Here is a 23,876-nt window from a genome sequence, read left to right on the forward strand (position 1 = left end):
CAGGTAACCTGCCATATCTAACCTGGTTAGATATTATAGGAGAGTGATATGAAGCGGATATTGTGCCTGGCGATTTTTTTATTGAGTCTATCTATTTTAGTTTCAAATTCCTGTGCGGGTATCGTCCTCAAAGTCATGGCGGCAAATCCTTCAAAAACAGAAAAACAGACGGTTACCGTAAAGGCGTATCTTCCAAAAGAAGTTAAGCCTGAAGATGTCGTTGACAAGGGGGACCTTGAAATAGCGTATGATAATCAGCAGGGCTCTTATTATGTTTACGGCGAGTACCAGCTCGATCCGGGGCAGACGCTTGACCGGGATGTAGAGATGCACGATATCTGGCAGGTGCCGGCCCAGGAGATAGAGTCGATAAGAAGCGAAGCCGACAAGACGTCTAAATTATTGGAGAATACGGATTTTCGCGACAGAATGGCTTTTTTAAAACAGAGCATAGAATCGAAACTAAAAGAGATCGAGGACAGGCAGAGAGTTCCCGCCGCGAACCCCGAACGCCATATATCGAATTACAGGGACAATGTTAAGCTTATGGAGTCCGTTAAAGCGGACCTCGTTGTATTAAGAAGCCTGCTCGCGCAGGCCAAGGGCCTTCCCGCAACCGCTGTGTGGAGGCTCATTCTTATCATAATAATATTTCTGGGCATAATAGGCACGGGCTCATACCTTATATGGCAAAGACAGATGAAGTTAGTGGATATCTCTACTCCGTCGGAAAAAAAGAAAGAGGATGAGGCGGAACCGAAAGATAAAAAGGCGGAAGCCGGTGACGATCAGCTGGAAGCGGCCGAGAATATAGAGAAATTGTTGCGCGGAGACAAAAAGTGAGACAAATCGTCATTGCAAGGCCCCTTTGGTCGCTCGTAATGACGATTTTTATTTTATGTGGTTATGCCTGTGCGGAAAGTTTTGAGGGATCATTATGGGAAGTAAAAAAGAGCAACCATTTCGCGGTATATTATAAAGATTCGGAATCCAACGATTATGTAAACGAGGTATTAAAATACGCGGAAAAATATTATGAGGATATGACGGAGCAGCTCGGATTCCGCCGATTTGAATTCTGGACATGGGAAAAACAATGCAAAATATATATCTATCCGACAGCTAAGGAGTATCATGATTCTACCGGCCAGCCTGAATGGTCGGGAGCGGCCGCATATATAAAGGAAAGAGCGATAAAGACTTTTGTCCGCAGGGAGGAGTTTCTCGAGACCATATTGCCGCATGAAATGGCCCATCTGATATTCAGGGAATTTATAGGATATAAGACGGATATACCTTTGTGGCTTGATGAAGGAATATCATCCCTTCAGGAAGAGAAGAACAGGAAGTCGCACCTTCTTATAGCGAAAGTTTTGGTTAAATCGCATGTATTCATACCTCTTCCAAAATTGACAAGGATAGTAAAAGAAGGGCTTGTAATGCCCGGTGTATTTTACGCGGAAGCGGCAAGCGTGATAGAGTTTCTTTTGGAAAAATACGGCAAGGAAAAATTTGTTGATTATTGCCGCGTGTTAAGAGATAATAAGAATTGGGAAGCGGCTCTCAAGACGGTGTATGGATTCAAAGACCTCTCCGAGATGAATGATGGATGGCTTAAATTCCTATCGGAGAAGAGGATAGATACCAATCAATAGATGAAGGTGTATATAAATACGGTTTTTGACGAGATATATTCCCGCGAAGCCAAAGAAGTTGTGCTGCCCGGCGACGAGGGCGAGCTTTCAATAATGGATTTTCACCAGCCAATAATATGCCGCCTTGTAAAAGGCAGCATAAAAGTATTTTCTCCCCAAAAAAAAGATATAATTCACATAGTAGACGGTGTAGCGCACATGGAAGGCAATGTCCTTAAAATAATGGCGGAGGTCTAACGGGATGCTGCGCAATCTTACTATTATAATAATAATGTTCTTGAGCACCTTCGGGCCGGCGCTCGTCATAGGGCTCGTCGGCGCGGCCGCGGTTAAGGCGGTAGGTAGGAATCCATCGGCCTCGGCGCGTATATTATCCGCGATGATAATAGCGTTTCTCTTCGCTGAAGCCATAGCGGTGCTCGCGATACTTATGGTCTTCAATATATTTAAATAGAAAGGCATATATAAATGCTTTTACAGCTGGTAGCGTTACAAGTTATCACTTTTATCGCGATAGCCGTTCTTTTAAAGATATTATTTTCCCGCCATCTAAATTCCGCGCTCAAAAGGCTCAAAACACTTCAGGACGAGGCAATGCTGCGTGAAAACCAATTAAAAGAAGAACTCGACGGCGCCAAAAAAGACAGGCTTGAAGAGATAGAGAAAGGGAAAAAAGAAGCCAAAGCTCTTATAGACCAGGCGAAGAAGGAAGTTGAGGCAATCAGGACTGGGGCCGAGGATGACGCGAGGCAACAGGGTAAAAATATCTTCGCGCACGGTCAGGAAGAGCTTGAGAAGATAAAGGCAAAGATGGAGTCGGATATGGAGGGTAGATCATTGCAGCTGGCGGTAGATCTTATCTCTTACACCTTCAGCCATAAGGGCAAGGAAGATCTTCAGCGGCAATTCATAGCCGAGCTCATAGACGAGATAGCCGATCTGGAGAAGAACAAATTTTCTGTAAAGACAAACAAGGCGCATATATTAACGAGTTTTCCATTGACCGATAAAGAGAAGGAGAAGCTCAAGAAGGTCCTGTCCGAAAAGATGGGTTTAGCCGTTACAATAACAGAAAAGATAACACCGGAATTGATAACAGGTTTAATTATACAGCTCGATGCTTTGGAGATAGACGGCAGTTTGAAGAACAGGCTGCGCAAGGCGCTGCCGCTTTTAAAAAAGCAATAAGCCTACACCGGGGGCGGTGTAGATAAGGTTAAATATGCAAAAGAGTACAGTTATTTCGAGCCTCGATATACGCGAGGTAGGCGCTGTAAAAGAAGTAAAACAGGGCATAGTAAAAGTATCGGGACTTCCTTCCTGCATATTTGGCCAGCTGGTCGATTTTGGCCACGGCCAAAAGGGTATGGTGATGGGGTTCAATCAGTACGAAGTCCTTGTCATCGTGCTCGGCGACGATTCCAGTATTAATACAGGTGATACCGTAACGAGCCGTTCTGAGTTATTGACGGTTCCCGTCGGGCCGGGGTTTGTCGGGCGTGTCGTGGACTGTCTTGCCAGGCCTATAGATGCCAGAGGCGACATAAAGGCGGCCGATAATTATCCGGTCTTCCGCGAGGCGCTCGGAGTTATGGAGCGCGAGCCGGTGACAGCGCCGCTAGAGACGGGAACAAAGATACTTGATATGGTGATCCCGATAGGCAAGGGCCAGAGAGAACTTGTAATCGGCGACCGGCAGACGGGGAAGACATCTATCGCGCTCGACGCTATCCTGAATCAAAAAGGCAAAAATGTTATCTGCATATACTGCTATATAGGCGGCAGCCAGTCCGCGCTTAAAAAAACGATGAGCCTTTTAAATGAAAAAGCCGCGTCGCCATACACAATTGTTTTATGCGCTACCGCATCGAGTACGCCTGCCGAACAATACCTTGCGCCATATGTAGCCGCGTGTCTGGGCGAATATTTCATGTTCAATGGCCAGGATGTCCTGCTCATCTTCGATGATCTTACAAAACACGCGTGGGCATACAGGCAATTATCGCTTTTGTTGGAACGGCCGCCGGGCAGAGAAGCTTACCCGGGCGATATATTTTATATCCATTCGCAGTTGATGGAACGCGCCGGTAAATTAAAGGCAGGCCTTGGCGGCGGAACGATGACATTTTTACCTATAGCATCCACGCTGCAGGGCGATATCACAGGTTATATACAGTCGAACCTGGTTTCAATGACCGACGGGCAGATATATTTAAGTTCCGCCTTATTCTATGAAGGGTTTAAGCCGGCGATAGATCTTGGCTTGTCCGTTTCGCGTATAGGAAGCAAAGTTCAGTCTCCCGCTATACGTAATGTAAGCGGAGGCTTAAGGCTCCAATATGCGCAGTACCGAGAACTCCAGAGACTTACAAGGCTAAGGACGAAATTGTCCAAAGAGGCCATGGATCAGATAAGGCGGGGCGAGACCTTAAGAGAGCTTCTTATACAGGAGAACGGCAAGCCCGTGAGCATGGCCGAAGAGATAGTGATATTCTACGCGTTCAAAAAACGCATTCTGGAAATCCTGAAGCCGGATGTGCTGAAAAATTTTAAAAGAGAATTCTTCAAGTATCTTTGCAACGTAGAACCGATGCTGGTCGACAAAATAGAAAAAGAGCAGACGCTTACCGACGATATAACGACGTCGCTGGACCGTAATATAGTGAACTATTTCCAGGATACGAACCATTTGACAAAAGCTCATGGTTCGTCCTGAGCGAAGTCGAAGGACCAAGAAAGGCGCATGATCCCAATAGCGGAGTTAAAGCAGAATCTGGAGTTGAATAAAAGCCTGGGCTCCGTAATCGAAACGCTCAAGGCCGGCAGCGCTATACAGGTGAGAGAATTTCAGGCAAAAAGACGGGCGTCGGATAAATTATTCATGATGCTTAAAGAGTGCTTCGATGCTATATCTAAGAGAGGCGCGATAAAGCATCCATTATTCTTCTATGATAAAGAACTCCCTTCCTGCATTATCTTGGTTACATCAGACGATGGTTTTGTCGGGGAGTTAAACTCGGCTGTTATAAACGCCGCGTTGGAAGAGAGGAAGAGCCAGAACGACGAAATTGTCGTTTTGGGTGAAAGAGGGGCGGGTTATTTTGAAGACCGCAGCGAATCGTTTATACCCTTTCCCGGTATAAGCGAAGATATAAAACCTGCGGAACTAAGGAGCATTAAAAAACATATAATTAGCCGTTATTCAAATAAAAGGATCGGGCAGGTAAAGATAGTTTATCCGGAATCGACGAGTGTGGGATCGTGGAAAGTTGCCGTTACCCAGCTATTGCCGTTAGTTCCGGCCCAGCTAATGTCCGATACGGCGCAGAACACAAGTAATATAGATCTTAAAGATCTTCTGATAGAGCCTTCTATAAACAGCGTTGCGGAAGGGCTGGTTAATCTTTGGCTGGATGTTGTGCTTTATAATATATTCTGGTCGAGCAAATTTTCCGAATTTGGAGCGCGGCTCATGCATCTTGAAGGCAGCGAGCAGGAGCTTGGGCGCATGAAACAGCAATTATCGCTGCAGTATTTTAAGCATGTGCATGCGTTGGCCGACAGGACAATACGTGAGATATTGAGCGCTCGTATAGGATTAGGAAAGGCATCATGAGTAATATGGGTAAAGTCATAGCTGTTTCGGGCCCTATAGTCGATGTACAGTTCGAAAGCCATGACGATATGCCGGCGATGTATGAAATAATGACTCTTAAGACATGTGAGCTTAAGGATGTCGTGCTTGAAGTCGTAGAGCACAGAGAAAATAATATATGCCGCTGTATCGCGCTTGCCCCGACGTACGGCATACAGAGAAATTCTCCCGTGAAATCCACCGGCCAGTATCTTCTCGTTCCGCACGCTGAAAACGTATTCGGCCGGATAGTGAATGTAATGGGCCAGCCGATAGACGGGAAAGGGCCGATAAAAGGAGATTCTCTCGTTTCTACAAGGCGTAAGATCAAACCCGAGGTGTTATACTCCGATAAAAAGATAGAATTAAGATACGAGATAATGGAGACGGGAATAAAGATAATAGATATACTCTTTCCGCTTATGAAGGGCTCGAAAACAGGTATTATAGGAGGCGCGGGGTTAGGCAAGAGCGTATTGATACTGGAAATAATACATAATGTCATTACGAAACGTCGCGGCTCATGCGTTTTTGCCGGCATAGGCGAACGTATAAGAGAAGGCAATGAATTGTACTATGAATTTGTAAGAACGGGGTTGCTCGACAGGTCGGTGCTTATATTCGGGCAGATGAATGAATCCCCCGGCGCGAGGTTTGAGGCGGCCAATACAGGTGTCACGTTTGCCGAATCGCTGCAGGACAAGGGCCAGGATGTGCTCTTCTTCATGGATAATGTATTCCGTTTTTCACAGGCGGGAAGCGAATTGTCGGCGCTTTTGGGCAGGATACCGTCCGAGACAGGATACCAGCCGACATTGACGACAGAGATAAGCCAGTTTCACGAGCGTATACGTTCGCGCGAGGGGGCCAGCATTACTTCCGTGGAAGCCGTTTACGTTCCGGCGGATGACCTGACCGACCCGGCCGTAGTGGCTATATTTACGCACCTGGATTCTATAATAACGCTGTCGCGTTCTTACGTTCAGAAAGGCATATATCCCGCGATAAACCCCTTAGAATCATCCTCCGGGTTTATCGATCCTTATATAATAGGTAAACGTCACTTTGATATAGCGCAGGAGGTTTTAAGGCATTTCCAGAAACATGATGAATTGCAGCGCATAGTCTCTATCGTCGGAAAAGAAGAGCTCTCCAAGCAGGAGAGGGTCATATTTGACAGGGCAAGGAAGCTGCAGAATTTTTTAACGCAGTCATTCTTTGTCGCGGAAGCCTATACGGGACAGAAGGGCGCGTATGTGAGCCTGGAAAATACGATAGCGGGTTGTGAAAAGATAGTATCCGGAGGCCTCGATTCCATTCCGGATGAAAAATTTTACATGATAGGCCAAATAGAGGAAGCCCTTATATAGATGAAGATAGGCGATATACTTGTTCAGAAAGGTTTAATAACGCAGGCCGAGCTTGATAAGGCGCTTAAGGCCAGCCAGAAGTCCGGGGATATATTAGGCAAGACCCTGGTGCGTCTTGGCCTGATAACCGAAGAGAAGCTGCTCGAAATATTAGCCGAACAGCTCTGCCTCCCGTATTATCCCAACCTTAAAGATATTTCCATATCCCCCGACCTGATTCAGCGGGTGCCGGCCAAATTTGTCCTTCACTATAAATTTATGCCGCTGATGATAAAGGGAAATCAGCTTACTATAGCGGTATCCGATCCTCTGGCGGTATGGCTGATAGAGGATCTAAAGCTTCATCTCGGGTATGATGTCGAAAGAGTTCTCGCGCCGGAAGAAGAGATTATGAATTCTATAAGACTGTACTACGGGATCGGCGCGGAGACGGTCGAAGAGATAATGACTCAGGACACGGTAACAGTTGAGGAAAAGAAGGCGTCCAGGGAAGAGGTGGAGGATCTTGAGAGGACCGCCCAGGACGCATCCGTCATAAAACTTGTTAATCAGATATTATCCGAAGCTGTCGGGGCGAGGGCAACCGACATACATATAGAAGCGTACCGCGACAGGATCCGCGTGAGGCAGCGTATAGACGGCATCCTGTATGATATGCGAGTGCCGGAACAGATAAAATATCTTCACGCGGCGATAGTTTCGCGCATAAAGATATTGTCAAACCTGAATGTGGTCGAGCGCCGCCTGCCGCAGGATGGCCGCGCGATAATAAAGGTCCGCGATAAACAGGTCGACTTGAGAATTTCGATAATACCGTCGCTTTACGGGGAAAATGTAGTAATAAGGATACTTCCGGTGCACCTATTGTTTAATTTAGACGATCTTGGCCTGTTCCCCGAAGAGAGAAAGGCTATAGAAGCGCTGATGGAGAAGCCGCACGGCATAATACTATTGACCGGCCCTACCGGCAGTGGAAAAACTACAACTCTTTATACATGCCTTACAAAATTAAATACCGACGAGGTTAAGATAATAACTATAGAGGATCCTGTAGAATACGAGCTTCCCGGCGTTACGCAGATACAGGTCAGGCCGGAGATAGGGCTGACATTCGCGAACGCTCTTCGCAGCATATTAAGGCATGACCCTGATGTAATGATGGTAGGAGAAATAAGAGACCTTGAAACGGCCGAACTTGCCATCAGGACAGCCCTTACGGGACATCTGATATTTTCCACTCTGCATACAAATGATTCCGCCAGCGGCGCGACAAGACTTATGGATATAGGTATAGAGCCGTACCTGGTAGCGTCGAGCGTGAACGCGTTTATATCGCAAAGGCTCGTCAGGGTGATATGCCCGGACTGCAAGGAAGAGATGAAGAATAAAGAAACGCTGCCTTCTTTCCTTAAAAATGTAAAAGTTTATCATGGCAAAGGGTGTGAGTCATGTAAATTTATAGGTTATAAAGGCCGTACCGCGATATATGAAATATTACTCGTTACCGAAGAGATTCAGGATCTTATACTACAGCGCGCGTCGTCCGCCCAGATAGCGAAAAAGGCGAAGGATCTGGGTTTTAAGACACTGCGCGATTCCGGCATAGTGAAGATAAAGATGGGTGTTACCACGCCGGAAGAGGTTTTGCGCGCCACGGAATTGGAAGATTAATATTAAATGCCGAAATTTTTGTATAAAGCAAAACACGGCCTTGACGAGACGTTCGAAGGTGAGATAGAAGCGTCAAATCAGGACGAAGCCCTCAAGAGGCTCATGGCCAGGGGACTCTTCCCCGTAAGCATAACGGAATCCGCCCCTAAAGAAAAAAAGCAGACAAAAAAATTTCAATTAAAACTGGGCGGCAGTAGAATAGGCGCCGGCGAGATATTGGTCTTTACCAGAAAGCTCGCTACCCTTACAAGGGCAAAGGTAGAGTTGTTACCAAGCCTTAAGATCCTGTATGAACAGACCGAAAACGAAAAATTTAAATCCATAATACTGGAACTCTATAATGGCACAAAGGAAGGCACTCATTTTTCCGAAAGCCTTGCCCGCTATCCCGAAATTTTCCCGTCCCTGTATATAAATATAATCAGGGCCGGCGAGGCAAGCGGTCATCTTGATGCGGGCCTCGATCAGATAAGCGAATTTATGAGCCGCGAAGAGAGCTTGAAGTCAAAAGTGCTTACGGCCCTCGCGTATCCGGCGCTTCTGCTTATAGTGGGCCTTACCAGTATATTTGTGCTAATAAATTTTGTTATTCCCAAACTTAAACCTATATTTGAAAATGTCGGCGCGAAAGAACTTCCGGCGATAACAAAGATAATACTTAATATAAGCGTTATATCCAATAAGATATGGTGGGTGGTGCTTTTAGCGATCGCCGCCACAGTGATATTTATATATTATCAGAAGGGCGCGCCTTATTTTAAGAACATAACAAGAAAGATAAAGTCGCACCTTCCCGTTATAAAAAATCTAAGCAAGAATCAGGAGCTGGCGCATCTGTCGCGTTCTCTGGGACTTTTGTTGAAAAGCGGCGTGCCCGCGTTAAGGTCGTTGGAAATAATAACTCCCGGTATAGAGAATGATGCCTTAAAAGAAGAGATAAGATCGGTTTGCCGCGATGTCGCTTCGGGACAATCGATAGCGCAAAGCATGGGGGCCTCTACGAACTTGCCGTCGTTTTTTGTAAAGATGATAGCCGTAGGCGAGGAATCCGGCAGGCTTTCGGAAGTATTAGATGAATTGTCGAGGTCATATACACAGCAGATAGAAGCCGATATAGCCATAATCTCCTCTCTTATAGAGCCCGTTTTAATATTAGCCCTTGGAATTATTTTAGGCACTATAGTGCTTTCTATACTTTTGCCCACGTTCCAGGTAACCCAGATAGTGCATTAATTATGAGAACCCCCACAGCGCTTGAGATAGGCGACAGATATATTAAACTTGTGATAGCCAGGACGGCCGAGCGGGAAGTCCCCCTGGACTGTTTTGTGAAATCGTCGCAGGGCCTCAAGGATGAAGAGATCACCAAGATTATCAAGGAGATGTTGAGCAAAGCGGGCCGTAAGATAAATTCGGTCGTTGTTAATCTGCCCAGAAACCTTGTTACCATGAGAAACCTGCACCTGCCTAGCCAGGACCCTGATGAGATCTCCCAGATGATAGACCTGCATGTGGGAAGGATAGTGCCCTATAAAAAGGAGGAGATAGTATTTGACCATCTGTCTCTCCGGACGGACTCTTTAGGCTATACCGCGCAGATGCTCGCGATAGTCCATAAGGATGTATTGAAGAGGTACCAGAGGATATTGGACGCGGCGGGTATAGAGATGGAGAACGTCTTTTTAAGTTCTTACGGTGTATGGCAGTGGGCTTCCAATAAGTTTAAATCCCAAATAAGCGCGAATGATCTGTACCTTCTTCTCGATATAGATTCCGCTTATACGGATTTTATAATTTTTGACAGGGAAAACATACTTTTTAGCCGAACGCTTGCGTTTGAAGTAAAGGATGTCATTGCCAACAGCGAATTGAACAAATTTATAGGCGAGATAAAGCAGTCTCTCTTGATATTCCATAAGAACGAATCCATAAATAAAAAACCCTCCGCTATATTTATTTCGGGCATCTCGGAAGGAAATATAGCAGACGCCATAAAGAAAGAATTCGATGTCTCGGTGAGCGCTATTCCGAATCCTATATCGGACTCAGGAAAGTTAAAAAGGCTTGAAATACCGCCGGATCTTTCGCTTACGGCTGTCGCGAATTTTGCCGTTGAGGATAAGGGTAAGCGGCTCTCCTTTGCCCTGCCTGAAATGATAGTTAAAAAGTCGCTTAAAGAGAAGACGAAAGACCTTACCATGCTGGGCATTACGTTATTCTATATATTTACGATAATAATGGCTTTTATCTGGGCAGGCCAGTATAACCGTCAGTTCTATCTTAAGCGGCTGGTCCAGCGGAATAAGCTTATAGAGCTTGATATAGGCAACCTCGTGGACCAGTACAAGAAGATAGGTTTTGTGAAAAATTTTATATACCAACGCAATATTCCCCTCTTACTGCTTAATGAAATAGAGAAGTTGGTGCCCTCGGAAATAATAATAAATTATATCTCTATAGAGCAGGGTAATTCCATTACGCTTAGAGGTCAGGGCGTTAAGCTTTCCGATGTATTTAAATTTGTGACCACGCTTGAAAACTCAAAATATTTTCAGGATGTAGCCACCAAATATACCAGGACCAAAAAAGTCAAGGACCGCGAACTGACAGATTTTGAAATAACCTTTATCGTTTCGCTTTCGAAGAAACAGACGGCGGTGGGATGAAGATAGGTAAAAGAGAAAAGACGCTTATATATGTTATAGGGGCCCTTATCTTCTTCTTTTTGATAGAGCGCTTCCTGTTTTCAGGGTTACGCGGTAAGGCCAATTCAACAGTTCAACAGATAAAAATTGAGGAGGCGAGGCTGAAATCCGGGCTCGATATCCAGAAAAGAAAAGACAAGATAGCGGCTGAATGCAAGGAGATGAAGCCCTATATCGAGAAGGTCGCGGGCATATCGGAGCAGGAGATATTCGCTAAATTCTTAAAAGAAGTGGAAAAGACCGCTCAAGACGCGGGTGTGTCCACAATTAATCTTTCACCGCACAGCGAGGTAGAGGACACAAGCGATTATAAAAAATATGATGCCGAGTTTCGCGCCGAAGGGAGCCTATCCCAAATATTCAACTTTATTAACAAGATCCAGAATAACACCCTCCTTATAAAACTCGATAAGATGAGTATGTCCTCCAAGGATGAGCAGGCTCTTCTTATAAAGATAGAGGCCATTATAAGCCTGGTTGTCCCCAAATGAACCCCGCACATTCTTCAATGTGCGGGCTAGTAGGAGAATGTGCGGGGTGAAGAACAGAGCGTTTTCGCTGATAGAACTCATGGTAGCGGTGTCGGTGCTGGCAATCGGCATCATTATGATAGCACGCTCTTTCCTCTCGGCGTCCAGCGCCATAAATAACGGTGAGCACAGGATACTTGCTTTGAATCTTCTCGGAGAAAAGATGAGCGGTATTGAAGAGCAGGCGCTTAAAGGAATAGATAAGCTCGATGATATCAACGAGAATATCACCATCAATTTTAAGGCGTTTACCGTCAGGTCTGATATAAGCCTGATAAAGATAGACGAAGACAGCAAGGAGAATATCAATAGTATAGTATTGAGCGCGCAGTGGCTGGAGGGCACAAAGTCCTACGATGAGGTCGTCGCGACGTATATCGATTTTGGCAGGAAAGAATAATATGCATAACAAACGAGCATTCACCCTCATAGAGACGCTTCTTGCGATGACGATATTTGCTTTTATAGGGCTGGGCATAGCGATGAGCTTTTTTTCAGGCATCAAGCTATGGGATCGCGCCACGACCTCCGGACTTTGGATAAATGATATGGTATTGAACTTCGAAACCGTTTCCAAAGAACTGCGTCAGAGCCTCGATGTGCCCGCTATAGGCTTCGAAGGCGATATAAAAAGTTTTTCTTTTCCGGGATTATCGGGAAACAAAATTGTGAAGGTCTCCTACTCTTTTGACGCGGCCGCGAAAGCTATCAAAAGAAGCGAGACGATGATAAAAGATATTATCGAGGAAAAAATGAAGGTCGAATCCGTAGAAAAAAACGCTTTTCCTTTGGATGAATTTTCGGCCCAGTATTTAAAGATGGACAAGGATTCTAAAAGCCTTGAGTGGAAAGATGAGTGGAAGAAAGAAGACGGCATATTTATCGCGGTAAGGTTTAAAGGCAAATCGCATAATGAAGAATTTCAAAAGACAATATTCATACCTATCGCGCAATAAAGGCAGTATCCTTGTGGTGTCTGTCTGGGTACTGGTCGCGTTCTCTATCTTAAGCGTCGGCCTATACGGCATAGTCTCATCGCGCTTAAAGGTTGCCCAGGTTCTTGAGGGCAGGGTGACGGGCCAATACCTGGCCAAAGCCGCGTGTGTCTGGTTCAAGGCCAAGCAAGCGTCGGGAAAGGAGCCTCTCGACACCATATCGAAATTACAGGAAAAGCAGGTCCATGAATTTGGCAGGTGGAAATTTACCTATACGCTGACCGACGAAGAGAGCAATATAAATATAAATACAGCTTCTATGGATGTGATTTCAAGGCTCCCGGGTTTTGATAAGGAATTAGCGGAAGAAGTGTATGAATCGAAACTTAAGCCATTCAATGTTAAAGAGGGATTGCTTTTGATAGAAGGCGTAAGCGAGGAAGCTTTCAACAGCTGTAAAGATATCATAACGGTTTATGGCTCCGGCGGCGTCAATATAAATACCGCTGATACGCAAGTATTACAAGTTTTGGGGTTAGATACGAGCCTGATAGATTTGATAAAAAGTTTCAGGGCGGGACCCGACGGTAAAGAAGGCACGGCAGATGACGGTATATTCGCAAGTACAACCGAAATAATCAATAATCTGCGCTCTTATTCATCATTATTCGAGGCCCAGGAGGCGAAGCTTGTCCAGCTGATAAGCCAGAACGCGCTTGTCACATCATCCCAGGCTTTTACATTGAATATTGAAACTACTATTCTCGAAAAGGCAATGATGAGGTATAATATTGTTGTGGATAAAGATAAGATTAAACGCTGGGAGGAACTTTAATATGCTTAAAAAAGGTTTTACGCTCATTGAGCTTATGCTCGTTGTTATAATAATAGGCATTCTCGTTGCTATGATAGTTCCTCGTATGGCCGGCAGATCCGAACAGGCCCGCATCGCCGTTGCGCAGGCCGATGTTGACCTGAATATCGCGACAGCGTTGAAACTTTATGAGATCGATAATGGCGCGTTCCCTACGACTGATGAAGGGCTGCAGGCATTGCTTTCAGCGCCTCCTTCGGCTAAGAATTGGAAAGGGCCTTATCTGGATAAGAAGCCGTTGGACCCATGGAATAATCCATATCAATATAAAAGCCCCGGCACGCATAGGACTCACGATTACGATCTGTGGTCAAATGGCAAAAGCGGGGTTGAAGGCGCGGACGTTATTGGCAATTGGCAGAAGCAATAAACCGTCTTACCCACCCGGTGGGTAAATACGGTTAGCACATAAAAAAGTAAGCTATCCAACATCATGATTATGTGGTATACTTTATAGTGAAGAATAGAAGAGGTGCATTTTTTTGTTACACTTTATAAAAAAATTTATAAAGTTATGTAGTATTAGAGGTGAGTTTCATGTTAGACGCTAGATCTAATACGCCAGGCTTGGTGTTGTTGGGCTTAAGGAAGATGAGAAACAGACTATCTTTCTTGAAGCCCTTTTTTATTTTATTCACCGCCCTTGTCTTTATAGTTAATTCAGTAGGGGGCGATTTACTGTTAGGTAAATCTTGGGCTGCCGAAAGCATAGCAGGGCTTACTAGCGTCGGCCCTGAAAATGCGGGCGGCCCAGCGCCTCTGAAAGAGCTTAGCGCCGGCACGTTTACAATACCACAGGAACTCGGCTACATCCAGGAAGCCGTGAATATGCCCAACTCTTCCAAAACAGTAATACATATACAGGACGCGCATTGTAATTACGCGGCGCAGAAGTCTATAGCAGGAATATTGGATTACCTGACTAAGGAATACGGCGTAAACGCTGTGAATTGCGAAGGCGGCTCCGAAGGCTACGACCTGTCCGTATTTACGGACATACCGGAAAAAGATATACGCGAAAAGACATCAGATTATTTTGTGAAGGAAGGTGTTGTGAGCGCGGCCGAGTTTTTCGCGGTCAACAATCCTCAAAATGTAGATCTTTGGGGAGTGGAAGACGCGGGCCTTTATATGAAAAATTTAAAAGTTTACAGGGAATCTCTTACTTACAAAAGCGAGGCAGGCAGGTATATAAAATCCATAGCGTATATACTTGATAACCTTAAAAGGCATATCTATTCGCCGCAGCTGCTGGATTTTGATAATAATTATATGAAATACAAAGACGGCAAGATTGGATTTAAAGATTACATAAAATGCCTCATAGCGGCAGCTGGGGAAAGCATGATCAATATAAAATCTTTTCCTAATATATATCTTTTAAACCAGACTCTTGAGGAAGAGGATAAGATAAATTTTAAACGCGCCAACAACGAAAAAGATGAGGTGGTCGATAAATTAAAGAAGGTCCTGTCTAAAAATGAAATTGAGGAACTATTGGCAAAGGTCGGACAGATGAAGATAGAGCGCATATCTCAAGCAGACTTTTACGCTTATCTTGCAAGAAAGGCCAAATCTATAAAGTTGGAGCTGAAAAATTACCCGGAACTGGAAAAATATATAATATACATTTCAATATACAGCGCTATAGACAGGACGAAAGTCGCTAAAGAGATGGATGCGCTGGAAGACAAGATACAGGAATCTTTGTATGAAAATGATACGCAAAGAGAGCTCGGTATTTTATCCAAAAATATTATACTGGAAAAGAATATGTTCAATATTTCGTTTACTCGGGAAGATTATGCCTATTATCAGGAGCATCGCGCCAGTTTCAGCGTGGAGAACTTCACGCGCTTTATCGACGCGAAAGCGCCTCTTTACAAGATACAGGCTAAGCTCGATAGCGGCATAGGCAGGCTGGATGTGTACCGCGAAAAGATGGAAGCGTTTTATGAGTGCTCCCTGGAAAGGGATAAAGCTTTTGTTAAAAATATAAAATTCACCGACCATGCCAGGCCGAATTCCATAATAATTACCGGAGGTTTTCATGCCCAGAACTTACGGGAATTGTTCGGAAAAGAAAACGTCTCCTATATTTCCGTAATGCCTAAGTTTACCAACCCTGCGGGTTATGAAAGCCCGTACTTAAGTAGATTGGCCGGACAAAGGACAGCGTTGGAAAATGTTATCGATACCGCGATCCCGGCAGTATTGAATTTACAGGTGGTAAATTTCCTGAATACAGTACTTGCCGTCAGGGTTGAAGGTCCGGCTAACCTGGCGAAATTCAGGCTCGCGGTTGCTATTATCTCAATGATAATGAGAGGGCAGGATTTTACCCTGATAATAGACAAGAAAGTTCCTATAAAGGGAATGGAGGATGGCGAAGACAAGGTAATTACCTTCACGGAAGCGGAGCTTGCCAAAGGCGTCAGCCCCACCATAAAATACGCTCGTGATGCGGGCGCTGATGTTATCGCGCGGGCCAACGCCATATTAACGGAGGTCAGCCGAGACGCTTTCATATTTAATTTGATTTCACCTCAAGGCCAGGTAAAGGCCGAAGAAGCTATGCCTGTGACGCCGACTGTTCAGGCGCCTTCCGCAACTATAGGCGGGATACCCGTAGTTGGACCATTCGCCGAAATTGTCGGAGGTCAGCCACGGCTGATACTTCCCGCTGAACAGGCTACAGCCGTCGCAAAACCGATTGGTCAACCAATATACGAAGCTGCCGTAGAGCCGGCTGTAGGAGTGGCAAGCTCTCTTAAGGATACGGCCACTCGCATAATAAGCCTTGTTGCGTCTGATGGAGATGAGGCTTTAGTGGGAAGATTCGGTCAGATAGCGCGAAACCTTGTTGGGCCCGATATTCATTTGAGTAGCTATGTGGATAACGCAGACAAGGGTGTTTGGATGCCGAAATTAAGAGAATTATTGGAAATAGAGTTAAAGAACTTTGTTGAAAATGATCTGCTGAAGCGCGCCCCGCTTATGGAGATAAGAATAAGAGAGGGCAAGGACACGCGTGAGGACGTGGAGCAAATGATAGGAGATGTCCTGACAAAATTAGGGTATCAGGAAAGAATGAAAGATATAAGAGATAGAATAAAATTAGTGCAGGTCCAAATTGAACAGGGTAAGCAGACCAACCCCGCAATAGAATTTTTTGCCGATATGGGAATGCTCGAATGCGCCAGGTATGTCAATGGAGATTATGGGGATGAAAAGACGCCCCCAGAGGATTTAAAAAATAGCTTCATCGCGCTTCTTAAGTTGTCGATAAAAAATGGAACAGATTTTGACGACAAAAATATAGATGAAATATTGGGCATGATATTTGCCGGGCATTTGCTGGAAATAAAACCCGCGGACTTTAAATCATTCGATGAATGGCACAAAGCGAACCGTCAGCTCATGCAATCCGTATAACTGGAGACGCTTTCCAAGTTAATCGGGAAGCTGCCCCTCATGGGGGACAGCTTCCCGATGCGATCGGAAGACGTCTCCATTTTTTTCTTGACAAATGAGACTAATATGGTATCATTTACGCATGGATAGAAAAGAGCCTATTATATGAAATTGATATCGAGAAATACGGACTACGCTGTCAGGGCAATATGCCATATGGCGCAGGAGAAGAATGCGATAGTGTCGGTGACCGAGTTGGTCAGGACATTAAAGATACCGCACCCATTCTTAAGGAAGATATTACAGACGCTTAATAAGAAAGGCATTCTCGAATCTCATAAAGGCGCGGGCGGCGGGTTTATATTGTCGAAAGATCCAAAGAAATTATATTTGACAGATATTATGGAGGCTTTCCAGGGTCCGTTCAAGCTGAACGAATGTTTTTTCAAAAAAGAGTTATGCCCAAATAGAAGGGCCTGCTTTCTTAAGCACAAGATAGATACTATAGAAGATCATATGTTTTCGGAATTAAAGACCATAACAATAGCGTCAATAATGGAGGGGCAATAAACAATGGCAAAGAGAAAGATAATAAAGATCGATGAAGAAAAATGCAACGGCTGCGGGTTGTGTATTCCGAACTGCCCTGAAGGAGCGCTGCAGATAATAGACGGTAAGGCGCGGCTGATAAGTGATCTATTTTGTGACGGACTGGGTGCCTGCATCGGCCATTGCCCGCAGGGCGCTATTAATATAGAGGAAAGAGAGGCCCAGAAGTATGATGAAAAGAGGGTAATGGAGAATATCGTAAAGCAGGGTAAAAATACAATAATAGCGCACTTAAGCCATCTTAAGGAGCACAACGAATTCGGTTATTTGAAAGAGGCTATGGATTTTCTTGTGGCAAAGGGCATAAAAATGAGGCCAGGTGATCTTATGAATACAATTCATCCTTCCAGGGGCGGGTGTCCCGGATCGAAAGTTATTGATTCAAGAAGGAAGGAAGCTTCAAAAAAAGATAAAGCGGCTGTCCAAAAAAATCAGTCGCAACTGGAGACATGGCCGGTGCAATTAAAGTTAGTGCCGGCTTTTGCGCCATTTTTAAACGGAGCCGATATCCTTATAGCGGCAGATTGCGTGGGATTCGCCTATCCCGATTTTCATGAAGACTTATTGAAGGGCAGGATTTTGCTCGTTGGGTGTCCGAAATTGGATGATGTCGTATATTATAAGGAGAAGATAACCCAAATAATAAGCAATAATGACATAAAGTCCATAACATACGCGCACATGGAAGTTCCGTGTTGTTTCGGACTTCTCCCGGCAATAAAAGACGCGATAGCCGAGTCCGGTAAAAAGGTGCCGTTTGAAGACGTTACAATAAGTATAAAAGGTGAGAGGTTAAAATGATCTTTCAGTGTCCCGGTTCAGGCAGGTTTAAGCAGCCTTATCCGGAAGCGATAAGATGCAGCGCATGCGGCCAAGAGGCCGAGATCTGGAGCGATGAGATAAAGACCACCTGCTTTAGCTGCGGGGCTATTATCTCTAAAAATATAGAGCAGGGCTGTTTTATGTGGTGTAAATACGCCAAGGAATGTATTGGCAAGGATGTTTATAATAAGTATACAAGTGATAAAAAAGAAAGGGAGGGGTAAGATGTTTTGTTATCAGTGTGAACAAGCAGCTGGCGGTACAGGATGCACTAAGATAGGGGTTTGCGGAAAGAATGAGGATATACAGAGCCTTCAGGATACGCTTCTGTATGGGTTAAAAGGGATAGCGGCTTACGCGTACCATGCCAGAGAGCTGGACGCGCGCAATGAAGATGTCGACGCGTTTATGCACGAAGCGCTTTTTAAGACGATTACAAACGTGAGTTTCGATCTTAATCAGCACCTGGCGATGGTATTGAAGTGCGGCCAGATGAATTTGAAGATAATGGAAGTTCTCGACAAAGCGCATACAGATAGATTTGGCAACCCTACTCCTACCGAAGTCGATACTGGTACAAGAGCCGGCCACGGCATACTTGTTACAGGACATGATCTTCTTATGCTGTCCGACCTTCTTGAGCAGACGGAAGGTACCGGCATAAATATTTATACCCACGGAGAGATGCTTCCCGCGCACGGTTATCCCGAGTTAAAGAAATTTAAGCATCTTGCGGGAAACTATGGCGGCGCGTGGCAGGATCAGAGGAAGGAATTTGCCGCCTTTTCAGGCCCTGTAATAGTAAATACCAATTGCGTAATGATACCCCCGCCTAATTCATATCTTGACAGGCTCTTTACCGTAGGGATACCGGGAGTGCCGGGCGCCAAGCATATAGAGGGTCATGATTTCTCCGTCGTAATAAAAAAGGCAAAAGAGCTTCCGGTGCTTGCGGCAGCGCCGGGCAAGAAGATATTGACCGGATTCCACTATACGGCTATTCTTGGCCTTGCCGATAAGATTGTGGGGTTGGTAAAGTCGGGTAAGATAAAGAGGTTCTTCTTAATAGGCGGATGCGACGGAGCGAAGCCGGGAAGAAATTATTACACAGAATTTGCCGAAAGGGTCCCGATGGATTGTGTAATACTTACAGTTGCCTGCGGCAAGTACCGTTTCAATAAATTAGATTTCGGCAATATCGAGGGAGTGCCAAGGCTTATAGATTTAGGTCAGTGCAATGATGCATATTCAGGTGTTCAGGTAGCGCTGGCGCTTGCGAAAGTCTTTAATTGCGACGTGAATGACCTGCCGTTATCTTTTGTTCTTTCGTGGTTTGAGCAGAAAGCGGTGGCAATTCTCTTAACGCTTTTATCTTTAGGGATAAAAGGCATCAGGATAGGCCCTACGCCCCCGGCCTTTATAACGCCCAATGTATTCAAGGTGCTGCAGGAGAAGTTTGACCTTAAATTGATCAAGACGCCGGAAGAAGATCTGAAAGAAATACTGAAGAAGTAATATTCTTTATTAAAAGTTAGTTATGTGTTAGAATGATAGACTCAATATAAGGAGAAATGTAATGAAAGACAAAGTGGAAGCTGCACTAAAGAAGATACGTCCGATGCTTCAGGCAGACGGTGGCGATATAGAACTTGTCGATGTCACAAAAGACGGAGTTGTCAAAGTAAAACTTACCGGCGCATGCGGCTGTTGTCCGATGAGCCAGATGACTCTGAAGAACGCCGTAGAGCAGAGACTGAAAAAAGAAGTGCCCGGTATAAAAGAAGTGGTCGCGGCATAACCAAAAAGCTGGGTGTAACTAATGGTTAGGCAAATACGTTTTAAAGGCAGTCCGCTTACACTTGTTGGAAGGCCCGCCAAGGCCGGTGTCTTGGCTCCGGATTTCAGGGTTATATCGCAGGACCTCAAAGAAATTTCTCTCGCCGCTTTTAGTGGCAAGATAAAGATTCTGACGTCGTTCCCATCGCTCGATACTCCGGTTTGCGATCTTCAGGTGAAAGAATTTAATAAAAAGGCGGCGGGCCTCTCCGGGGATGTTGCTATCGTCGGGATAAGCAAAGACCTGCCTTTTGCCCAGGCAAGATTCTGCCAGGATAACGAGATTAAAAACATTTCTGTCCTATCCGATTATAGATTTTCCTCATTTGGTATAAATTACGGATTGCTGATAAAAGAGTTAAATTTATTGGCGCGGTCTGTGATAATAGTCGATAAAAAAGACGCCATAAGATACGTTCAGGTGGTGGATGAATTGACCACGCCGCCTGATTATAACGATGTTCTTAATAATCTTAAGGATGTTCTGAAGAGTCCGGAAAGCTTGGCAAAAGATGAGCTCCCTTCCCATTGCAAACCCTGTGAAGGCGGTATTCCCAGCCTGCCAAAAGAGGTTATCGATAAGCTTCTTGCCCAATCCAGGGGATGGCAACTGGTTGAAGACAAGAAGATATCCAAAGAGTTCAAGTTCAAAGATTTCGTGGAAGCGAAATATTTTCTCGATCTTGTATCCGTCATTGCCGAAGATCAGGGCCACCATCCAACGATGACCATAGTGTATAATAAAGTGAGGATAGCGCTTACGACCCACTCGGCGGGCGGCTTGACAGAAAATGATTTTATAATGGCAAAAATTATCGATGAAATAGGTTAAAAAGGGGGTGAGTGGGATGAGTTGCGGAAAATGCGGAAAGAAGAAGCCTAAGAAGTAATTTATAGAATAAGGAGGAATGCAATGGACAAATACAGATGTACCGTATGCGGTTATATCTATGATCCCGCGATAGGGGATCCCGACAATGGTGTTAAGGCCGGAACCCCTTTTTCGGCACTGCCGGATAACTGGGTATGTCCCGAATGCGGTGCTGGAAAAAGTGAGTTTGAGAAAGTATAGTCTTTAAAAAACTAAGGAGGAAGATAAAAGTGAAGGCAAGAGTAGATGCTGATATTTGCATAGGCTGTGGGTTGTGTGTGTCGACATGTCCGGAAGTTTTCGAGATGCAGGGCGACAAAGCGGTTGTAATAGGTTCTGTAGTCCCAAAAAATGTGGAAGACACTTGCAGGAAAGCTACTGATGAGTGTCCCGTAACCGCGATATTTATCGACTAATGGAAAACTTTTCCATTCTTGTCGCAGGAACGGCCGGATTCGGTATCGATAAGTCGGGCTCTATCATATCCTATATGATAAACAGGCTCGGTTACAGCGTTTATATTTATCGCGACTATCCGTCAGTGATAAGAGGTGGTCACACATTCTCCATCGTTCGTGCCTCGTCCGAGAGGATATGGGCGCACGAGAACGGCATAGATTATCTCCTTGCCCTTAATCAGGACGCCGTCAGTTTTCATACCTCGAAATTGAAGGCAAATTCCATAATAATATATGACGCCGATACTGTAAAGTGCGACGGGCTCATCTGCCCCGTAAAAAACGCCATAGGTTTGCCGGTAGGCAAGATATTGAAGGAAGAGGGAGCGTCTGAGATAATGCGCAATACCTGCGCCATCGGTGGTTTTGCCAAGGCCATCGGCATAGAGTGGAATGTCGTTGAACAGGTCCTGAAAAAAGAGATTACCAAGGATATAGAAATAAACTTAAAAGTTGCCCGCCGCGGTTACGATAGCGTAAACGCTTTAGCTTCGATAAAACCTCTGGATAGAAAGCCTCTGCCATTGGTAACGGGCAACGAGGCAGTAGGCTTAGGATTGATAAAGGGCGGACTGAAGACATATATAGCTTATCCGATGACGCCTTCGTCTCCAATACTTCATTTTCTGGCAAATACCGCAAATGAGTTCAATCTTAAAGTGCTGCACCCGGAAAGCGAAATAGCGGTGATATTGATGGCGCTCGGTTTTTCCTACTGCGCGGAATCTGTTGCTGTTGGCACATCAGGCGGCGGATTTTGTCTTATGACGGAGGGCTTGAGTTTTTCGGGAATGGCTGAATTGCCTGTCGTAATTGTTATGGGGCAAAGGCCCGGCCCGAGCACAGGACTTCCGACCTATTCATCACAGACAGAACTTCATTTTGCTCTTCACGCCGGCCAGGGAGAGTTTGTCCGGTTTATTGTCGCGCCCGGCGACGCGGAAGAAGCGTATTTCTGGTCCGCGGTAAGCATGGATATGTCCAGAAGATTTCAAATACCCTCTATAATACTTACGGATAAGACCATGGGAGAAGGGGTATATAATATCGATGTGGATTCCGTAGACAAGCTTGATATTGGCTCCTCGGAATTGTGGGAAGGCAAGCCGCCTTACAAAAGATACCAGATTACCGATACGGGCGTGTCGCCGCTCGCGATAGTGCCGGATAAAGACGCTGTGATAAAGGTAAATAGTTATGAACATGATGAATATGGGCTGACTACCGAAGATCCGGAAATTACGACAAGGATGCAGGATAAGAGATTATTGAAAATAAAATTTTTACTGGAAGAAGTTCAGCGGCATGAGACGATTAAAACATACGGCAACCAAAATTCATCTACGGTGGTATTATGCTGGGGTTCGAATAAAGGAGTGTGTATAGAGGCCGCGCAAAGATTGAATTTAAAGGTCGTGCAGCCGGTCGTGCTGTCGCCCTTCCCTATAGAAGTATTCAAAAAGGCCATAGAAGGCGCTAAGAAGATAATTCTCGTGGAAAATAGCGCTACAGGGCAGTTAAGGACGTTCTTGAACCGTTATGGCATAAATATAGATGCCCAGATACTAAAGTATGACGGCAGGCCATTCTCGGTCGATGAGCTGGAAGGTAAGTTAAAGAAGACATTATGATAAATTTAGGTACCCAGGCTCCAAATACATGGTGCATAGGCTGCGGCAATTTCGCGATACTCGGCGCTATAAAGACCGTTTTACAGTCTTTGTCCGAAGAAGGATTGGGTTTGGAAAATGTGGTATTGGTATCAGGCATAGGCTGCCACGCGAAGATAGTCGATTATATAAATACCAACAGTTTTTATTCCATACATGGCAGGGTCGCTCCGGCGGCCGAGGGCATAAAGCTCGCCAGGCCAGGCCTCAAAGTCATAGGATTCGCCGGTGACGGCGATACTTACGGCGAAGGCATAGAGCATCTGATATTTGCCGCGAAGAGAAATATAGATATAACGATGATAATACATAATAACCGCGTTTATGGCCTTACGACCGGCCAGTATACACCGACTTCACCTTTAGGATTTAAGGGCAGGTCCACCCCGTTTGGCACTAAGGAGATGCCCATAAATCCTTTAGAGGTAATGCTCTCAAGCGGCGCGACGTATTTGGCGCGCGGCACCTCGCACGGTATAGAATTATTGAAAAAAATATTCAAGGAAGCGATACTGCACAAAGGGTTTTCTCTTGTCGATGTCCTGCAGGTATGCGTCACATACAGCAACCTTTATGAATACTATGAAAAAAGAGTTTATGAACTTAAGGATCACGATTCTTCAAATTATCAGGATTCGCTTATAAAGATACGCGAATGGGATTATAATAATGACGGCAAGATCCCCCTTGGTATCATATACAAGAAAGAGAAGCCGACATTCGATGAGCAGTTTGGTATAGAAACTAAGACATTCGATAGATGTGCTAAGATAAAAGAATATCTAAAAAATAATTGCATATAATATGGATCCCAACGCGTTA

General features: G+C 45.0%; 27 protein-coding genes and 1 pseudogene. All 28 read left to right on the top strand.

Annotated elements, in window-relative coordinates; translation table 11 throughout:
- Positions 1–48: 48 nt before the first annotated feature.
- The 28 genes and pseudogenes from Q8R38_03535 to Q8R38_03670 all read left to right on the top strand — a co-directional run bounded on the left by Q8R38_03535 (position 49) and on the right by Q8R38_03670 (position 23,857).
- Complete coding sequence (locus Q8R38_03535; GenBank protein MDP3791099.1) at positions 49–843, top strand: hypothetical protein; 795 nt, start codon at positions 49–51, stop codon at positions 841–843.
- A gap of 38 nt (positions 844–881) precedes the next feature.
- Complete coding sequence (locus Q8R38_03540; protein ID MDP3791100.1) at positions 882–1,655, top strand: peptidase MA family metallohydrolase; 774 nt, start codon at positions 882–884, stop codon at positions 1,653–1,655.
- Positions 1,656–1,892: a hypothetical protein gene (locus Q8R38_03545; GenBank protein ID MDP3791101.1), complete on the top strand. Its 237-nt coding sequence runs from the start codon at positions 1,656–1,658 to the stop codon at positions 1,890–1,892. It begins immediately after the preceding gene.
- A 4-nt stretch (positions 1,893–1,896) separates the two neighbouring features.
- Positions 1,897–2,109: an ATP synthase F0 subunit C gene (locus tag Q8R38_03550; protein ID MDP3791102.1), complete on the top strand. Its 213-nt coding sequence runs from the start codon at positions 1,897–1,899 to the stop codon at positions 2,107–2,109.
- Positions 2,110–2,123: 14 nt separating this feature from the next.
- On the top strand, positions 2,124–2,843 hold the full coding sequence (locus Q8R38_03555; GenBank protein MDP3791103.1) for a F0F1 ATP synthase subunit delta: 720 nt from the start codon (positions 2,124–2,126) through the stop codon (positions 2,841–2,843).
- Between the two features lie 34 nt (positions 2,844–2,877).
- Positions 2,878–4,371 (top strand): F0F1 ATP synthase subunit alpha, encoded by a 1,494-nt coding sequence (locus tag Q8R38_03560; GenBank protein MDP3791104.1) that lies wholly within the window; start codon positions 2,878–2,880, stop codon positions 4,369–4,371.
- A gap of 27 nt (positions 4,372–4,398) precedes the next feature.
- Complete coding sequence (locus tag Q8R38_03565; GenBank protein MDP3791105.1) at positions 4,399–5,271, top strand: F0F1 ATP synthase subunit gamma; 873 nt, start codon at positions 4,399–4,401, stop codon at positions 5,269–5,271.
- Positions 5,268–6,659 (top strand): F0F1 ATP synthase subunit beta, encoded by a 1,392-nt coding sequence (gene atpD / locus Q8R38_03570; GenBank protein MDP3791106.1) that lies wholly within the window; start codon positions 5,268–5,270, stop codon positions 6,657–6,659. Before Q8R38_03565 ends, atpD begins: the two co-directional genes overlap by 4 nt.
- On the top strand, positions 6,660–8,330 hold the full coding sequence (locus Q8R38_03575) for a GspE/PulE family protein (protein MDP3791107.1): 1,671 nt from the start codon (positions 6,660–6,662) through the stop codon (positions 8,328–8,330).
- Positions 8,331–8,336: 6 nt separating this feature from the next.
- Positions 8,337–9,563, top strand: coding sequence for a type II secretion system F family protein (locus Q8R38_03580; protein MDP3791108.1), 1,227 nt, complete (start codon positions 8,337–8,339; stop codon positions 9,561–9,563).
- Positions 9,564–9,565: 2 nt separating this feature from the next.
- On the top strand, positions 9,566–10,996 hold the full coding sequence (gene pilM / locus Q8R38_03585) for a pilus assembly protein PilM (protein MDP3791109.1): 1,431 nt from the start codon (positions 9,566–9,568) through the stop codon (positions 10,994–10,996).
- A complete protein-coding gene (locus Q8R38_03590; protein MDP3791110.1) occupies positions 10,993–11,526 on the top strand; it encodes a hypothetical protein in 534 nt (177 codons plus the stop codon). Before pilM ends, Q8R38_03590 begins: the two co-directional genes overlap by 4 nt.
- A 46-nt stretch (positions 11,527–11,572) precedes the next feature.
- The gene (locus Q8R38_03595) at positions 11,573–11,965 is read left to right on the top strand and encodes a type II secretion system protein (GenBank protein ID MDP3791111.1); all 393 of its coding nucleotides are present in this window, start codon (positions 11,573–11,575) and stop codon (positions 11,963–11,965) included.
- Position 11,966: 1 nt separating this feature from the next.
- Positions 11,967–12,521: a type II secretion system protein gene (locus tag Q8R38_03600; protein MDP3791112.1), complete on the top strand. Its 555-nt coding sequence runs from the start codon at positions 11,967–11,969 to the stop codon at positions 12,519–12,521.
- The gene (locus Q8R38_03605; protein MDP3791113.1) at positions 12,478–13,335 is read left to right on the top strand and encodes a helix-hairpin-helix domain-containing protein; all 858 of its coding nucleotides are present in this window, start codon (positions 12,478–12,480) and stop codon (positions 13,333–13,335) included. Before Q8R38_03600 ends, Q8R38_03605 begins: the two co-directional genes overlap by 44 nt.
- A 1-nt stretch (position 13,336) precedes the next feature.
- Entirely contained in the window at positions 13,337–13,744 is a 408-nt protein-coding gene (gspG, locus tag Q8R38_03610) for a type II secretion system major pseudopilin GspG (protein ID MDP3791114.1), read from the top strand.
- Between the two features lie 167 nt (positions 13,745–13,911).
- A complete protein-coding gene (locus tag Q8R38_03615; protein ID MDP3791115.1) occupies positions 13,912–16,809 on the top strand; it encodes a hypothetical protein in 2,898 nt (965 codons plus the stop codon).
- A gap of 144 nt (positions 16,810–16,953) precedes the next feature.
- The gene (locus Q8R38_03620; protein MDP3791116.1) at positions 16,954–17,358 is read left to right on the top strand and encodes an Rrf2 family transcriptional regulator; all 405 of its coding nucleotides are present in this window, start codon (positions 16,954–16,956) and stop codon (positions 17,356–17,358) included.
- Positions 17,359–17,361: 3 nt separating this feature from the next.
- Positions 17,362–18,198 (top strand): 4Fe-4S binding protein, encoded by an 837-nt coding sequence (locus Q8R38_03625; protein ID MDP3791117.1) that lies wholly within the window; start codon positions 17,362–17,364, stop codon positions 18,196–18,198.
- Positions 18,195–18,443, top strand: a complete 249-nt coding sequence (locus Q8R38_03630; GenBank protein MDP3791118.1) for a hypothetical protein — start codon at positions 18,195–18,197, stop codon at positions 18,441–18,443. Before Q8R38_03625 ends, Q8R38_03630 begins: the two co-directional genes overlap by 4 nt.
- 1 nt (position 18,444) lies before the next feature.
- Positions 18,445–19,734: a hydroxylamine reductase gene (hcp, locus tag Q8R38_03635; protein ID MDP3791119.1), complete on the top strand. Its 1,290-nt coding sequence runs from the start codon at positions 18,445–18,447 to the stop codon at positions 19,732–19,734.
- A 61-nt stretch (positions 19,735–19,795) separates the two neighbouring features.
- Complete coding sequence (locus Q8R38_03640) at positions 19,796–20,017, top strand: NifU family protein (GenBank protein ID MDP3791120.1); 222 nt, start codon at positions 19,796–19,798, stop codon at positions 20,015–20,017.
- A gap of 21 nt (positions 20,018–20,038) precedes the next feature.
- A pseudogene (gene tpx, locus Q8R38_03645) lies at positions 20,039–20,542 on the top strand (thiol peroxidase).
- A 15-nt stretch (positions 20,543–20,557) separates the two neighbouring features.
- Positions 20,558–20,887: a 4a-hydroxytetrahydrobiopterin dehydratase gene (locus Q8R38_03650; GenBank protein ID MDP3791121.1), complete on the top strand. Its 330-nt coding sequence runs from the start codon at positions 20,558–20,560 to the stop codon at positions 20,885–20,887.
- Positions 20,888–20,968: 81 nt separating this feature from the next.
- The gene (locus Q8R38_03655) at positions 20,969–21,127 is read left to right on the top strand and encodes a rubredoxin (GenBank protein MDP3791122.1); all 159 of its coding nucleotides are present in this window, start codon (positions 20,969–20,971) and stop codon (positions 21,125–21,127) included.
- 29 nt (positions 21,128–21,156) lie between these two features.
- Positions 21,157–21,342 carry a ferredoxin gene (locus tag Q8R38_03660; protein MDP3791123.1) on the top strand — a complete coding sequence of 62 codons (186 nt, stop codon included), beginning with the start codon at positions 21,157–21,159 and terminating at the stop codon, positions 21,340–21,342.
- On the top strand, positions 21,342–23,015 hold the full coding sequence (locus Q8R38_03665; protein ID MDP3791124.1) for a 2-oxoacid:acceptor oxidoreductase subunit alpha: 1,674 nt from the start codon (positions 21,342–21,344) through the stop codon (positions 23,013–23,015). The genes Q8R38_03660 and Q8R38_03665 overlap by 1 nt, the downstream gene beginning before the upstream one ends.
- Positions 23,012–23,857 carry a thiamine pyrophosphate-dependent enzyme gene (locus Q8R38_03670; protein MDP3791125.1) on the top strand — a complete coding sequence of 282 codons (846 nt, stop codon included), beginning with the start codon at positions 23,012–23,014 and terminating at the stop codon, positions 23,855–23,857. Before Q8R38_03665 ends, Q8R38_03670 begins: the two co-directional genes overlap by 4 nt.
- Positions 23,858–23,876 lie beyond the last annotated feature (19 nt).

Source organism: Candidatus Omnitrophota bacterium (assembly GCA_030695905.1).
In the GTDB taxonomy this organism is placed as follows: domain Bacteria; phylum Omnitrophota; class Gorgyraeia; order 2-01-FULL-45-10; family 2-01-FULL-45-10; genus CAZHPY01.